The sequence below is a fragment of the Tenacibaculum jejuense genome (assembly GCF_900198195.1).
Classification (GTDB): Bacteria; Bacteroidota; Bacteroidia; order Flavobacteriales; family Flavobacteriaceae; genus Polaribacter; species Polaribacter jejuensis.
Genome location: NZ_LT899436.1, coordinates 782,313 through 797,684, shown reverse-complemented (window position 1 = coordinate 797,684; position 15,372 = coordinate 782,313). Strand labels below are relative to the sequence as shown.

Annotated in this window: 14 protein-coding genes; 7 read left to right on the top strand and 7 right to left on the bottom strand. The window is 29.3% G+C overall.

Annotated features, from left to right (window positions below):
• Nucleotides 1–19: 19 nt before the first annotated feature.
• Nucleotides 20–1,243 carry a metallophosphoesterase gene (locus AQ1685_RS03730; protein ID WP_095069583.1) on the bottom strand — a complete coding sequence of 408 codons (1,224 nt, stop codon included), beginning with the start codon at nt 1,241–1,243 and terminating at the stop codon, nt 20–22.
• 336 nt (nt 1,244–1,579) lie between these two features.
• Here AQ1685_RS03730 and polA point away from each other — a divergent pair, with 336 nt between their 5' ends.
• Complete coding sequence (gene polA / locus AQ1685_RS03725; protein WP_095069581.1) at nt 1,580–4,393, top strand: DNA polymerase I; 2,814 nt, start codon at nt 1,580–1,582, stop codon at nt 4,391–4,393.
• Between the two features lie 6 nt (nt 4,394–4,399).
• Here the strand turns inward: polA and AQ1685_RS03720 are convergent, their stop codons facing one another.
• Entirely contained in the window at nt 4,400–5,854 is a 1,455-nt protein-coding gene (locus AQ1685_RS03720) for a KAP family P-loop NTPase fold protein (protein ID WP_095069579.1), read from the bottom strand.
• 424 nt (nt 5,855–6,278) lie between these two features.
• On the opposite strand from AQ1685_RS03720, the gene AQ1685_RS03715 reads away from it, so the two are divergent.
• The gene (locus tag AQ1685_RS03715; RefSeq protein ID WP_095069577.1) at nt 6,279–6,515 is read left to right on the top strand and encodes a hypothetical protein; all 237 of its coding nucleotides are present in this window, start codon (nt 6,279–6,281) and stop codon (nt 6,513–6,515) included.
• A gap of 64 nt (nt 6,516–6,579) precedes the next feature.
• Nucleotides 6,580–7,905, top strand: a complete 1,326-nt coding sequence (locus AQ1685_RS03710; RefSeq protein ID WP_095069575.1) for a DUF6734 family protein — start codon at nt 6,580–6,582, stop codon at nt 7,903–7,905.
• Here AQ1685_RS03710 and AQ1685_RS03705 read toward each other — a convergent pair.
• The 3 genes from AQ1685_RS03705 to AQ1685_RS03695 all read right to left on the bottom strand — a co-directional run bounded on the left by AQ1685_RS03705 (nt 7,873) and on the right by AQ1685_RS03695 (nt 10,477).
• The gene (locus AQ1685_RS03705) at nt 7,873–8,439 is read right to left on the bottom strand and encodes a uracil-DNA glycosylase family protein (protein WP_095069573.1); all 567 of its coding nucleotides are present in this window, start codon (nt 8,437–8,439) and stop codon (nt 7,873–7,875) included. The genes AQ1685_RS03710 and AQ1685_RS03705 overlap by 33 nt on opposite strands.
• Before the next feature lie 323 nt (nt 8,440–8,762).
• Nucleotides 8,763–9,122 (bottom strand): Na(+)-translocating NADH-quinone reductase subunit F, encoded by a 360-nt coding sequence (locus AQ1685_RS03700; RefSeq protein ID WP_095069571.1) that lies wholly within the window; start codon nt 9,120–9,122, stop codon nt 8,763–8,765.
• Nucleotides 9,122–10,477, bottom strand: a complete 1,356-nt coding sequence (locus tag AQ1685_RS03695; RefSeq protein ID WP_095069569.1) for a DEAD/DEAH box helicase — start codon at nt 10,475–10,477, stop codon at nt 9,122–9,124. Before AQ1685_RS03695 ends, AQ1685_RS03700 begins: the two co-directional genes overlap by 1 nt.
• A gap of 66 nt (nt 10,478–10,543) precedes the next feature.
• On the opposite strand from AQ1685_RS03695, the gene AQ1685_RS03690 reads away from it, so the two are divergent.
• From AQ1685_RS03690 to AQ1685_RS03675, 4 genes are all read left to right on the top strand, one after another.
• Nucleotides 10,544–11,005 carry a Na(+)-translocating NADH-quinone reductase subunit F gene (locus tag AQ1685_RS03690; protein ID WP_095069567.1) on the top strand — a complete coding sequence of 154 codons (462 nt, stop codon included), beginning with the start codon at nt 10,544–10,546 and terminating at the stop codon, nt 11,003–11,005.
• 140 nt (nt 11,006–11,145) lie between these two features.
• Nucleotides 11,146–11,733, top strand: a complete 588-nt coding sequence (locus AQ1685_RS03685; protein WP_095069565.1) for a DUF3592 domain-containing protein — start codon at nt 11,146–11,148, stop codon at nt 11,731–11,733.
• Between the two features lie 16 nt (nt 11,734–11,749).
• Nucleotides 11,750–12,565, top strand: a complete 816-nt coding sequence (locus AQ1685_RS03680; RefSeq protein ID WP_095069563.1) for a LytR/AlgR family response regulator transcription factor — start codon at nt 11,750–11,752, stop codon at nt 12,563–12,565.
• Between the two features lie 109 nt (nt 12,566–12,674).
• Nucleotides 12,675–13,337: a CPBP family intramembrane glutamic endopeptidase gene (locus AQ1685_RS03675; RefSeq protein WP_095069560.1), complete on the top strand. Its 663-nt coding sequence runs from the start codon at nt 12,675–12,677 to the stop codon at nt 13,335–13,337.
• Nucleotides 13,338–13,401: 64 nt separating this feature from the next.
• On the opposite strand, the gene tig is transcribed toward AQ1685_RS03675, so the two are convergent.
• Together tig and AQ1685_RS03665 are read right to left on the bottom strand one after the other, a co-directional pair.
• Nucleotides 13,402–14,724, bottom strand: coding sequence for a trigger factor (tig, locus tag AQ1685_RS03670; protein WP_095069559.1), 1,323 nt, complete (start codon nt 14,722–14,724; stop codon nt 13,402–13,404).
• A 129-nt stretch (nt 14,725–14,853) separates the two neighbouring features.
• Complete coding sequence (locus tag AQ1685_RS03665; protein WP_095069557.1) at nt 14,854–15,243, bottom strand: hypothetical protein; 390 nt, start codon at nt 15,241–15,243, stop codon at nt 14,854–14,856.
• Nucleotides 15,244–15,372 lie beyond the last annotated feature (129 nt).

The following is a 15,372-nucleotide window of genomic DNA, read 5'->3' as shown; positions in this document are numbered from 1 at the left end:
ACTATAAAAAAGCTGGAAATCAAGCTTTTTTTAACTCTATAACAGTAATTTCTGGCCAAATTCCTACTCTACCCGGAAAAGCATGGTATCCAAAACCTCTGTTTACGTTAATATAACGTCCGAACTCTTCATACAATCCTGCCCATTGTTTATATACATATTGAGACGGACTCCAGCGTAAAAAACCAGGAATTTCAATTCCGAATTGTAAACCATGCGTATGACCACTTAAAGTTAATTGATAATTGAAATCATCTTCTTTTACCTTTAACTCCCAATGTGTTGGATCATGACTCATTAATACTTTAAAATCTTCTTTTTGTATTCCTTCTGAAGCTTTCTTTAAATCACCTTCTTTTTTAAATCCTTTTCCCCAATTTTCAACTCCAACTAAAGCAATTTTTTCACCATCTTTCTCTATGTATCTACTTTCATTCAATAAAAGTTCAAAGCCAATTTTTGGATGAATATCTTTTATCGCTTGAAAATTAGCTTCTTTATCTTCATCAGTTTTCCAAGAAGAGTAATCTCCATAATCGTGATTTCCTAAAATAGAAAACTTACCTCGAGGTGCTTCTAATTGTTTAAACACATCAATCCAATCATCCATTTCATGAGCAAAATTATTTACAATATCACCCGTAAATAAAATCATATCCGATTGTTGCTCATTAATTAAATCTACTCCATATTGAATTTTCTCTTTATTATCGAAACTTCCAGAATGAATATCTGTGATTTGTGTAATTGTAAAACCATCAAAAGCTTCTGGCAAATCTTTAAAAGCCAATTGGTATTTTAAAACTTTGTAATTGTACTTTCCTTTAAAAATTCCATACAACATACTAGCAAAAGGAATCGCTGCTAAACTTAAAGCTAATTGAGAAATAAATTTTCTTCTTCCTGCAAGAGGTTTTGTTGCTTCATTAGACATCATCGAAACTCCTTTTTGAAAAAGTCGTACAATATCTTCACCAAACATTACAAGTACAATCATAATTTTTGGCAATAATGCTAACAACATAAATCCTGCTGCCCATTGAAATTGCCTAGTTTGACCAGAACTTCTATCAGAAGAAAAAATCGTGTAAAAAAAGTTTATGTAAGCAATTAAACTTAACCCAAGCCAAAGATATTTAATATAGGTGTTTTTTGTCACCATCTTAATGGCTTGAAAAGTATAAGCTTCAAAAATTACAATTAAACTTGTAATAATTAATACTGGGATTAACCAACGCGGCATAAATTCTATTTTTTAAAGAAAAGGCAAAGATACGGCTATCTATCAATAAATTATAAATTTCTAAATAGTAGAACATCTAAAAATATGTTAACAACCTGTAACTATAAACCTTCAGTTATAATGAGCTTAGTCGACATTTTTTAAGAACCTTAATCAGTTCTATTCGTAATATATAACTTAGAATTAAAACTCTAGTAATCGTTATTGGCTTCATGGTTGCTACAAACTCAAATACAAGAATCTAAACTTAATATACCTTTTGAATAAACTTTAAGAGGATTTTTTATAGATGGAATATATATTTTGTAGTTTTACATTCTTCAATTTTATAACCATATGGATACCAAAAAAAGACTTTTTTTATTAGATGCATACGCACTTATTTTTAGAGGATATTATGCTTTTATTAAAAACCCAAGAATAAATTCCAAAGGATTAGACACTTCAGCTATTCTAGGATTTATGAATTCTTTGTTGGATGTTATAAAGAGAGAAAAACCAGATTATTTAGCTGTGTGTTTTGATCGTGGAGGAAGTGTAGATCGTAATGAAATATTCCCTGAATACAAAGCAAACCGTCAAGAAACTCCTGAAGCTATTCGTATCGCAGTTCCATATATTGAACAAATTTTAGAAGCGATGAATATTCCTGCAATTGTAAAGGAAGGATATGAAGCTGATGATATTATTGGAACACTTGCCAAAAAAGCAGAAAAGGAAAACTTAGTGACTTATATGGTGACTCCTGATAAGGATTATGCGCAATTAGTTTCTGAAAATATTTTCATGTATAAACCACCAAGAATGGGGAATGGTTATGAGAAATGGGGTATTGAAGAAGTTCAAAAAAAGTTTGATGTAGAACGACCAGAACAGGTAATTGACTTTTTAGGAATGATGGGAGATTCTGTTGACAATATTCCTGGTTTACCTGGAGTTGGAGAAAAAACCGCTAAAAAGTTCCTTGCTGCTTATGGAAGCATGGAAGGTTTATTTGAAAATATTCATGAGTTAAAAGGCAAAATGAAAGAGAAAGTAGAAGCCAATCAAGAATTAGGTTTACTTTCTAAAAAATTAGCAACCATTATGCTCGATGTTCCTGTTGAATTAGAACAGGAGAAACTAATTTTTGAGCAACCAAATATTGAAAAAACAAAAGCAATCTTTACCGAGCTTGAGTTTAAAAGGTTAACAGATAACTTCTTAAAAACTTTTGGAGCAGCACCTACAGCAGATAATGCTACAGCTACAAAAACTGCAACAAAAGCTTCTAATCCTGCTCAATTTGATTTATTCGCTACTCCAGGAGGAGGAAATAAAACTGAAGAAATTACTGGTTTTAAAAACATAAACAATACATCTCACTTTTACCAATTAGTAAATACACCACTTTCTAGAAAATTATTACTTTCTAAATTGTTACAACAAACTTCTGTTTGTTTTGATACAGAAACTACAGGTTTAAAAGCTTTAGAAGTAGAATTGATTGGTATTGCTTTTTCTTGGGAAGCTGGCAAAGGGTATTACCTAGCTTTTCCTGAAGATCAAGAAGAAACTCAAACTATTTTAAATGAGTTTTTACCTTTCTTTGAAAATACAACTATTGAAAAGATTGGTCATAATATAAAATACGACATTAAAGTTTTATCTAATTATAATATTCCTGTTGAAGGAAAATTATTTGATACTATGATTGCTCATTATCTGATTAATCCAGATATGCGCCATGGTATGGATATTCTTGCAGAAACATACTTAAATTATCAAGCCGTTCCTATTACTGATTTAATTGGTAAAAAAGGGAAGAATCAACTTTCTATGCGTGTTATTGAATTAGAAAGACAAACAGAATACGCTGTAGAAGATGCAGACATTACATTACAACTAAAGGAACATTTTGTAAAAGAATTAGCAGACGGAAAACTTACTGAACTTTTCAACAATGTAGAACTGCCTTTAGTTTCTGTACTTACCGCTATGGAAATTGAAGGGATCAATTTAAACACGGAATATTTAGGTTCTTTCTCCAAAGAGCTTTCTGGTGATATCGAAAGTTTAGAAAAAGCCGTTTACGAACAAGCCGGAGAAGAATTTAATATTGCTTCACCAAAACAATTAGGTCCGATTTTATTTGAAAAATTAAAATTAGTTGACAAACCTAAGAAAACAAAAACGGGACAATATTCTACTGCAGAAGATGTTTTATCAGCTTTAAAAGAACATAAAATTGTTGCTGATATATTAGAATACAGACAATGTAAGAAACTATTAAGCACCTATGTTGATGCTTTACCCAATGAATTAAATCCGAAAACGAATAGAGTTCATACTGTATACGCACAAGCTGTTGCTGCCACAGGAAGATTAAGTTCTAACAATCCGAACTTACAGAATATTCCAATTCGTACAAAACGCGGACAAGAAGTTCGTAAGGCTTTTATTCCAAAAGACGAAAACTACACATTATTAGCAGCCGATTACAGTCAGATAGAGCTTCGAATTATTGCTGCTTTAAGTGAAGAAGAAACTATGATCAAAGCTTTCCAAGACGGAGAAGATATTCATGCTTCTACAGCTGCTAAAGTATTTAATGTAGCTCTTGATGAAGTGACTCGTGAACAACGTAGTAATGCAAAAACAGTAAACTTCGGAATTATTTATGGAGTTTCTGCCTTCGGATTAAGTAATCAAACAAATTTAACTCGTTCAGAATCTAAAGAATTAATTGAAGCCTATTATAAGACATATCCGAAACTAAAAGCATACATGGCAAAACAAGTTGATTTTGCTCGTGATCATGGATATGTAGAAACGGTTCTTGGAAGAAAACGTTACTTAAAAGATATTAATTCAAGAAATGCTATTGTTCGTGGTGCAGCAGAACGAAATGCAGTAAATGCTCCTATTCAAGGAAGTGCAGCAGACATTATTAAATTAGCCATGATTAACATTCATGAACGATTTAAAAAAGAAGGATTTAAATCAAAAATGTTATTACAAGTACATGATGAATTGGTTTTTGATGCTCACAAAGACGAATTAGAAACGATTAAACCAATTATTAAACATGAAATGGAAAATGCTTTTAAATTAGCTGTTCCTTTAGATGTTGAAATTGGTTTAGGAGAAAATTGGTTAGAAGCACACTAAAATAAATTACGATAGATCTTCAATCATTCTTTTATAATCCATTAAAGAATGATTGAAGTTATTTTGGTCATTATTTATAATATTTGATATTCTACTATCATTTATAAAGAAATCACAAAAATAAAAGTCTATTTTTTTCTCCCTAATAGATACTCCCGTATTAAATAAATCTAAGTTATCTAAACTATTAGGCGTGATACTATTCAAATTAAATGGTAAAAAAATGGTGGCAAAATCCCTAAAACCAAAAGTTGGAATTTTTTGATTGATGATATCTTTATCTACTGCATTAATTATCACACCTGTTATTTTAGAATATTCTCGAAAAAATTCATTCGAATTAGAACTTTTGTTAAAATAGTTTTCTAAAGCTATTTTTATACTTTGTTTTTTAAAAATTAAATCTAAAAAACTATCGAAAATTTGTGATTCAAACTCCTTTAGAATTAATAAATACAATGTCAATAATGTTTCAAATAAAGTTCCTGAGTTCTCAGTAATAATATTAGGTAAATCAGAAGTTTTATTATCTTGCTTTTTCAAAGAATCTATTAAAGAATATTTATTTAAAATCTTTTTTACTCTCCTTGGGTTTTCAAATTTTAAAGCCTTAAGAAACACTGCTATTTCATTAGATAAATCTATAGATTTACAATTTACATCAGAATACTCTTCTTCATTAAAATATACTTTTACAAGCTTACTTATATCATTTTCTTTTGGCATTGAAAAAGAAAGATCAAACACCTTTTCTAAATACTCATTTGCTTTCACTACATCTTTATATTTAGTTTTCACTGCTTCATCTACGGCTTTTTTATCTATTCCGCACAAGAAAATAGTTTTCTTCCCGTAAGTAAAAAACAATTTAATTGCCGATAATAAATTCAAAACATTTTCTGGTTCACAACGATCTAAATCATCTATAAATACAATATTATATTCTGGTTTTTTATCACCATTTTCCTCCTTTACATTTCTTCTTTCCCACGCTTCAAACTCTTCTTTGAATAGCTGTTTCAATTCAAAAAACGAATTCTCTTCAACACTTTGAATAATTTTATCTGAATTAATATTAAAAACAGGAGTTTTAAATGTAATTGATCTTGCAAAACCTTCTAAAAGTTTAGCTCCATTCTTAAAAAAGGTATCGACTTTAGTATCTGATTTATAATGCAAAAACTCTAATAAAGATTTTGGTAAGTTATGATCACTTTCATATTCCCAGGCTTCAAAGAAAAAAGTATTGAAAGAATCTTTTAATTCTTTTTCCAAATATTTCATTAAAGTACTTTTTCCACTTCCCCATTCTCCATACAAAGCAAAAAACTTAACTCTATTAAAATCATGTTTATGAGTTAGAAAAAAGTTTTTGATGATATCTCCTTTGGTTAATATTCCTATATAATCGTTTTCTTTGGTTAATTTATCTATTGGTAAGTTCGGGAGTATTTTAGCCATTCTTTTTTTTCTTAAAAATAAGAATTCATTTATGTTATTAAAGCACAAACTCGTTTTTCTAATATTCACGCCAAAAAGTTATCAACACGAAAACGTGATAGTACCCAACTTTAAGAAATCCTTGTATTTTCTAGTGTTTTTTTCTTGTAATTTTAAAAACACATAGGTTTTATTTAGAAAAACCTAAAAAGAGTTATGAAAGTTTTATGAAGTTTTGATTTCACATGAATTGCTAGGGAATTTCATTTTCACTCTCATCTATTTACACTCCAAAATTAATGTATTGTTAATTCAATATATCAATTCAAAAATAGATTGCGCAATCCAGACCAATGAAAAGTTAAAGTCTTAAAAAGTTCACTTTTATCTTACATAGCGGAAACCGAAAAGCTTACGAGTAGGTATAAACTTAAATCAAATAAAAATGAAAAACAATTTTTTAAACAAAGTAAAAGGAGCTATCCTTTTATCTAAAGAAGAGGCTAAAACTATTTCTGGAGGATACAGTGGCACTTACGACTACAGTTGCTTTTTTGTTTGTTGTCCAAGCAGTGTACCTCGTACGCATGGAGTTATTAATGCTAACGGATGTACAAGAGACAGACGTTATAAATATTACGCACCTCAGTTTGCATCTAATTACTGTGTAGCGTGTAATTAAAACATAAAAACTTTTTGAGATGAGTGTTAAACTCATCTCTTTTTCTAATAAATAACAACCTATTATGATTATTCAAAGTTTTTGGTCTAAACCTTTCTTACAAAACTCCAACCATCCTAACGCTAGATTTAAAGGTGGATGGCTTGATGAAAAATACTTTTATTATAGTATAGCATTGAGTTGTTTAAAATTTAAAGAAAATTATTCTGAAATTATACTATATACAGATCAACATGGTAAAAAGGTTTTGGGTGATATTTTAAATTTACCTTATACTCAAATCCACACTACCTTAGATGAATTAGACAATTATAATCCTAATCTTTGGGCACTTCCAAAACTTCACACCTATAGTTTACAAGAACAACCATTCATTCATGTAGACACTGATGTTTTTATTTGGGAAAAATTTCCAGAATCAAAAGTTAATAGTCCTATTTTCTGTCAGAATATTGAAGACAACTACCCTATTTATCAAGAAACTTTAGATGCGATTTTAAAAATTTTTGATTTTGTTCCTACAGAAATTATAAATTCATTATATCAAAATCAGAGAGTTTTAGCTTTTAATGCAGGAGTTATTGGAGGGAATGACATAACTTTTTACAAGAATTTATATTCAAAAGCATTAGAAATGATACATAAGAATGAACATTTATTTCCTAAGATAGATGTTGGTATGTTCAATATGATTTTTGAACAATTATTAGGTCATGCTTTAGCTAGTAAAAATGATATCGGTATTAGTCCTTTATTAGAAAATGTTGATTCGAACTTTGCCAAACTAACTAACTTTCATCTTGCTGGTTTCCAAACAAATTATGTACATGCCATAGGATATGCAAAAAGATCTTTACATGCCTGTGAACAAATAGAAGCCTTGTTAATGTATGAATATCCTGAAGTGTATAAAGATATAACTAGAAAAGGAATAGAAAATTCACTTTGGGAAAATCGATTTGAAATTTCTGAACGTAGAAAAGAATATCTTTTTACAGTTTATGATTACTTAAGATCTAAAGATATTTCAATATTATATGACACCAAATTCAAATTAAATCCAACAGTTTCATTTTCTGAAGAAAACGAAAACTCTGTTTTAAGCTTTATAAGCCCACAAGAAAACAAACTCGAAAAACTTGAACTTATAGATTGGGAAAATTTAGTTTTTTATTTTGAGGAAGCTATGAGCACAAATGAATTATGCCGTGAATTACTTAGCGATGAAGACATTCAGAAAACATACACTAAAAATCAATTACAAGAAAAAGTATTCTCTTTCATTCTTGATAAATGTATTTTACAAGAAATTTTGATCCCAGAAATTTTTGAAGATTCAGATTACACCAAATTCTTTTTAAATAAGAATTTGGCTAACTTTATTTCTTAATTCTGGAACAACAAATTTTTCAAACCAAGGATTTTTAGAAAGCCAAAATCTATTCCTTGGCGATGGATGAGGCAACACGAAATAATCTGGTAAATATTCTTCATAATTATTTACTGTCTCAGTTAATGTTCGTTTTGCTTTATCCTTTAAATAATAATTTTGTGCGTACATACCTATTAGTAGTACTAATTCAACATTAGGCATTTTGTCCCATAATCGTTGATGCCACTCAGGCGCGCACTCTTTTCTTGGAGGAAGATCTCCTGATTTTCCTTTTCCAGGATAACAAAACCCCATTGGTACTATTCCAAAAAGCGATGTATTGTAAAATTGTTCATCTGTAACATTCAACCATTTTCGCAATTGTTTACCACTAGGATCGTTCCAAGGAATGCCTGTGGCGTGAACTCTGGTTCCTGGAGCTTGACCAATAATAATAATCTTAGAGTCTACACTCGCTTCAACAACTGGTCTAGGTGCTATAAAATCTTTACAAATTTTGCAATTTTTAATCTCTTGTAGTAATTGTTTCATTAAATTATTAGGGCATAAAAAAACACTTATTACTTAGCCCGTAATAAGTGTCTCCGTTAACGGTTTTTCTTTTAATTTCTTAAAGCATAGCTCGCTCCACTCCCGAAGTCTGCTAATAATCCGAATAAACTTTTAAAAAAACCACTAACTCTCTTAAGTAATAATTTCCCCATGATAGTTAATAATTTAAAATAATCCCAATACAAAGATACACAGAAGGTTGCGTTTTTTTAAAGGTTTTTTCCTATTTTGTATTAAATGTTTAGAAATTGTTATAAATGGACATAAATTTTACATATTCTGCATTATACTGATTATCAATATCATAATTTCAGAAAATCATCAAAAGCAAAATAATACGGTTGATCTTTAAAAACCGGTAAATCAACACTTTCCGCATTTGCTATACCTACTCCCGCATACCAAACTTTGGCATTCATCTTTTTTGCGTGTGCTAAAAATGTTTCTATCCAAATTGTGTCATAATCATTAGGATTTTGTAAATTCTTGGTAGCTTTTACAATTACAAAAATTGTAGGTTCACCTTTTTTAAATAATACAAATTGAGGATATTTTTTGAGTTTACTATTTACTGCTACAAACTCATACCCCATTTCCTGCAACTTTTTCCCTACAAAATTCATTGCTAAATTATGTAAATCTTGTTCTGTAAGTGCCTGCATTATTTCTTTTTATTTCTTTTATTGAAATTCTTGTCTCCTCTTGTTTTAGGTTTCTTGTATTTTTTTGCAATCTCTCTTCGATAACTACCTCCTAGGTTTACTTTTTTATTTTTATCCTTCTTTTCATGGAAAGCTGGCCCAGGAACGTACTCTTGTGACGTTCTGTTATTAGATTGAGATTTATCTTCTTTAGGTCTTTCTTCTTCTGTCAATTGATTAGAAATCTCAACCTGTTCTGGAATCGCTAGTTTAGGAATCTCATAATTCATCAATTCTTCAATCCTAGTTTTCGCCTCTTGCTCTTTAGGAGTACTTAGCAAAATAGATTTACCTTTATGCTCTGCTCTACCTGTTCTACCAATTCTATGCATGTAATTTTCTGCATATTGAGTTGGATTAAAATTAATTACATGCGAAATCTCTTGTAAATCTAAACCTCGAGCAATTACATCTGTTGCTATTAAAATTCTATGTTTTCCTTCATTAAAGTTTTCTATAGACTTAATTCTATAGTTTTGAGTCTTATTTGAATGGATTACACAGTTGTGTCCAGGAAATTCTTCTTCTAATAAGTTAAAAATACGATCTGCATTTCTTTTATTAGGTGCAAATATTAAAACTTTATGAAACTCATTCTTATCAAAAAGTAAGTAATTAATTAGGTTAATCTTGGTATAAAAATTAGGAACTTCATAAGCAGACTGTTCTATATTATCTAACGGTGTTCCACTTACAGCTATGGCAATCTTTTTTGGTGCAATAAAGAAATCATCAATTAAAGCTTCAACATCTTCGGTCATCGTCGCCGAAAACATAATATTTTGTCTTCTAACAGGTAGTAGATCAAAAATATTTAGGATTTGAAATCTAAATCCTAAATCTAACATTACATCTACTTCATCAATTACTAATTTCTGAATTGATTTTAACTTTAAAACCTTACTAACAGCTAAATCATATAATCTACCTGGAGTAGCAACAATAATATCGCATCCTTCGGCAACTGCTTGCTTGTGTCTATTTAAATTCACACCTCCGTAAACTCCTAAAACTCTTAATGTAATATATTTAGCTAGTTTTTCTATCTCTTCTACAACCTGTAAAACAAGTTCGCGAGTTGGCACTAAAATTAAAACTCTTGGATTTAGCTGCTTTGAGAATTTTAAATCTCTTAAAATTGGTAAAATATAGGCAAACGTTTTTCCTGTACCTGTTTGAGCTATTCCAACAACATCGTTTCCTGACCTTACTACTGGAAAGGCTTCTACCTGAATAGGTGTGGGATGAGAAAAACCCAAATCGGCTATTGAGTTTCTTAGTGGATTTGATAAATCTAAATCTTCGAAAGCTGTCATTTAACTTAATTTCCGCAAAGGTACAACCAATATTTTGTATATTTAAAGTTGATAAATATAATGTAGATGGAAACTCCTAAACGTTTAGAACAAGCTTTAATAAAATTATACAATGCCTTTCATAATAATGAGTTAAATCCTGAATGTTGCTCGGCTTGTGCAGTAGGTAATATTTTAGACAACCATGATAGTTGGAAACATTTATCGGATGAACACGGTTCCACAGAATTAAGTTATGTGGGTAGAGTTCACCAAAGATTGGGAAGAAAATTTAATGGTTATACTCCTTTAGAACTTTTACGCATTGAAAAAATCTTTTTAGAAGCTTGTGGATTTGTTGTACCTCTTTGTCACTATAACAAAAAACCAGAAAACCCAACACATAAAGACAATTTATTTAATGGCTTGTGTGCCGTTGTTGCCTACTTATGTAAACTAGATAACATCGAAAATGTAATGGATTATTCTAAAATTTTTGAATTTGAGAATGAAGATCCTGTTTATCAATTTGATGTAATTTACAGTTAATATCATTTTTTAAATTGTCAAGTAAAAACACAACAGTTAACATTATTAACTGCATACCATTTTTAGTGGGTATAACTCTTTTATACTTTTCCATAAGACAAGTTATTAATAATATCAACTTTATTAATAACTCTGTAAAAGTGAAAGGATATGTTTATGGGTTTACTTCTAATTACTCCAGTTCGAGTTCAGACCAAACTACGTATTATACAGATGTTTATTTTAAAGATAATACTAATAAAACTGTTTATATCAGATCTTGTAGTTCTTCATCATTCGTTACCGATGAGGTTGGCGATGAAGTTACTGTTCGTTACATAAAAGGTAAAAGTGAAGATGGTAAAATAACTAGTTTTTTCTTTGATTTTTGGGGTGTTGCTATTATTCTTGGAGCTATTGGGATTTTACCTGCTGTTGTTGGCTTTATGTTAGCATGGAACGTTGCCGTTGATATTTTTATGAAAAGGAATTCTAAAAATTTCACAAAAATTATAGTAGCAGATGTTACTCAAGTATATGTAAATCAATCTTTAGCATTGAATCAAAAATCGCCATATATCATAGAGGCTGAATGGATAGATAAAAAGACAAATGAAAGCTATATTTTTCTTAGTGAACATATCTGGGAAGATCCACGAAGTAAGGTAAAAGATCAAATCTTAATAAAAGTAGATGATGAAAATTACAATAACTATTGGATGGATATTTCCTTTTTAGAAAAGCAATAATACAAAAGCTCTTTTTATGCTTTTTAGAGAAAAAGTTTTAAGCTACTACAAAAGAAATATTACGACTATTAGAAATTTACTCATTCTAACAGTACTTTCAGTTTTCACTAGTCATTTAACTAATTATGATGCAGATGAAGGTTACGATTTCCCTGTAATATCTACTATTATTTCTATCCTTATTGGAACTCTAATTGGAATTATAGCTGATCGAAATTTCAAGTATTTTGAAAGAAAACAATTATTCAAAACCATTAACTGGCCCACTATTTTTCGTTATGTTTTTTCTACTTTAGGATATATAACATTAATCTATCTTCCCTTTTATTTATTAGCTATTTTAGTTGCCAAAGAAGAATTTCTCTTCTACTATTATTTTGTTGGTTTACTTATTACTTTATTGTTGAGTATTATTGCTATAGCTTTACTTTACGGAGAAAAAATATATAAACTCCATAAGTTTAATGTAACTCAAGGTCAATTAATAGTAAAGAAAAACGGAAAAACCTCGATAATTTCTTATTCTGAAATTGCCTACTTCTATAGCCAAGAAAAGATCGTTTACTTAGTAAAAAACAATAATGACTCTATTATTACTGAATTTACACTTCAGAAACTAGAAGCAATATTAAATGAGCAATTATTCTTTAGAGTAAACCGACAAGTTATTGTTCATATCAATGCTGTTCAAGAAATTATTTCTGCACAAAATGGGAAATTAATTTTATCGTTAACACCAAATCCTTCAGATAAAAATTTATCAGAATTAATAATTAGCAGATATAAAAAGAAAGAGTTTATGATTTGGTTCGAAAATAAGCTTAATAATTAATGTTTATTCAGTAATTATTTTACTACCATTCAGTAAAACCTCAATGAAATTAGAGGTTGAGCTGTTGTTTTTGATTTTTCTTTGTTATCGAAAATAACAAATACAAATCATGAATATTTCACTATTTAAATCAAAATTATTACCAATCCTATCAATTATTTTCCTTTTTATTTTTTGGAAACTTCCGCTAAACATTGAATACTTCGAAATCATTATAGCGACATTATTTGTATTTCTAGTTAGCTATATAGAATTCAAATCTAAATTCTTAAAATCGTTAGGCTTCAATACAAAAGATTTTAAGTTGAATAACTTATTAATTAAAGCTCCTTTGTATGCTATTGGACTTTTTACTTTATATTATTTCGTGTTACTTCCTGGAGTAACTTATTTAACGAAACAGCCTATAGATTTTTCAGATTTTGATTCAATTAAAAATAATCCTTCGCTCTTAATAATTTCACTAGTTTTTGTATGGATTTCTGCTGCTTTTGGTGAAGAAATTGTTTGGAGAGGTTACTTTATGAAACAATTCGTAAAGCTCTTTGGAGAAGGTAAATTGAGCTTAACTCTAAATATCCTTTTATTCGGATTTTTATTTGGAATGTTACATTCGTATCAAAGAATCACAGGTCAAATAGTAACAGGGATTTTGGGAGCCATCTTATCTTTTATATTTTACAAACACAAATATAATTTATGGTTAAATATTGCTATACACGGTTTCTTCGACACTATAGCATTACTTTTATTATATTTTGAATTCCTGTAATTAAAGTTTACTCATAAAAAAAGCGAGATGTGAACATCTCGCTTTTTGATTTATTATTATATTCTTATTTGTAAACTTCTTTTATGAAATCTTCGTAAGAAACTTCTTTACTCTTAAACTTCATGTTTTCTTTAAAGAAACCTAAAAGTTTTTGAGAAAGCAATTGCGTTTGTAAACGTTGAGCTTCTTCTTGATTAGATAATACTCTACCAGCGATATTATTTAACTCTTCCTCTTCTGGATTCATGTTTCCAAACTGAGCCATTTGAGCCTTAATAAATCCTTTAGCGTAGTCTAATAACTCAGCATACTCTAAATTGATTCCGTTATCTTTCATAATCTTTCCTTCGATTAATTGGTAACGTAAACCTTTTTCTGATTTTGTATACTCTTCTTTAGCTTCATCTAAAGTTAATTCTTTTTCTCCTGCAGTTTGTAACCACTTTTGTAAGAATGTTTCAGGTAAATCAAACTTAGTATTCTCAATTAAATGCTCTGTAACAGCATTTAATAATTGTTGATCTGCTTGCTGTTGGAATTGCTTTTCAGCATCTTCCTTAATTTTATCTTTTAACTCAGTAACAGTTTTAACGCTACCATCAGCAAATAATTTATCAAATAAATCTTGATCTAATTCTGCTAACTCAGTTTTGTTAACTTCTTCTACAGTGAAAGTAACTTTTACATCTAAATCTTTAGCATCTTCATTAGAAACACCTAAAACTTGTTGTAATTTGAAATCTTCTTCGAAAAGCTTCTTCGTATCTAATTCAATAACATCACCAGCTTTAGCTCCGATTAATTTCTTTTCGTTTTTCTTTCCTTTTAAATCATTTACTAAGAAAGTCGACTTTTTGTTAATTCCTTTTTCTTCGTTAACAAAAGTTCCTGTAACATTAGAATGCTCTTCAGCAACTTCCTGAGCGATTAACTTTCCATAACGAGTTTGAATGTTTTCTACCTCCTTATCAATTAATTCGTCAGTTGCAACAATCTTGTATTCTTTAATTTTGTTTTTACCTTTTAAATCTACGTCAAACTCAGGAGCTAAACCTAATTCGAACTCAAAAGAAAACTGATCTGTATCCCAAGAAAAATCATCTTTTACAATAGGTAATGGATTTCCAAGAATATCTAATTTCTCTTCAACTAAGAACTTATTTAAACTTTCTTGTAAAAGTTTATTTACTTCATCAATCATTACAGATTTACCGTATTGCTTTTTAACCATTCCCATTGGCACATGACCTTTTCTAAAACCAGGAATGTTAGCTTTTTTTCTATAATCATTAAGAACCTCGGTAACCTTATCTTTATAATCTTCAGCTACAATATCAACTTTTACAACGGCGTTTAACGCATCTATATTTTCTTTTGTAATGTTCATGTTACGTATTTCTTCTTAAAAAATTGGGTGCAAAATTAACACTTTTCTTGTTGAGAACCAAGAGTTTTATTGAATGAAAAAAGAAAAAAATCTAAAACCTAATAATTCCTTCTTTACAAAAACGATTTTCTATTTTTTTTGATGTAGTAAAGATTGTACTTGGTCAATTAAAACACTCTTAACTTCATCATTTTCAGTAAGTAGATGAATTAATTCTTTTTTTAACTCAGAAGTGTTCTTTGAATTATAGGTTTCCTCTGGCTCGTTAACACCAACTACAGCTATGTTTTTTAGTAACATATCGTCTCGACCTGTAAGCAACCATGTAGGATTGATATCTGGAAAAGAATTTAGAATTTTGTTTAAAACATTACTTTTAAAAGAAGCTTTTCTTCGTATTGCAGTACCAATCGAATTATTAGAAACTTTTATTTTTTCCTCAAAAGAACTGATATTCATATTTTTAAAAACGATTATCTCTTCAACTCTTTTGTATGTTTCGTCAATAAAATCGCTCATAGAAATAACTTTTTTCTAAATAATTAGAATTTTGTTTTTGTTTTTAGAATTTTGTTTATAAATTTGTAATGTAGTTAGTACAAAACTCGTACAAATATAGAGTAAAGTACTTTTTAAAATTTAGAAACA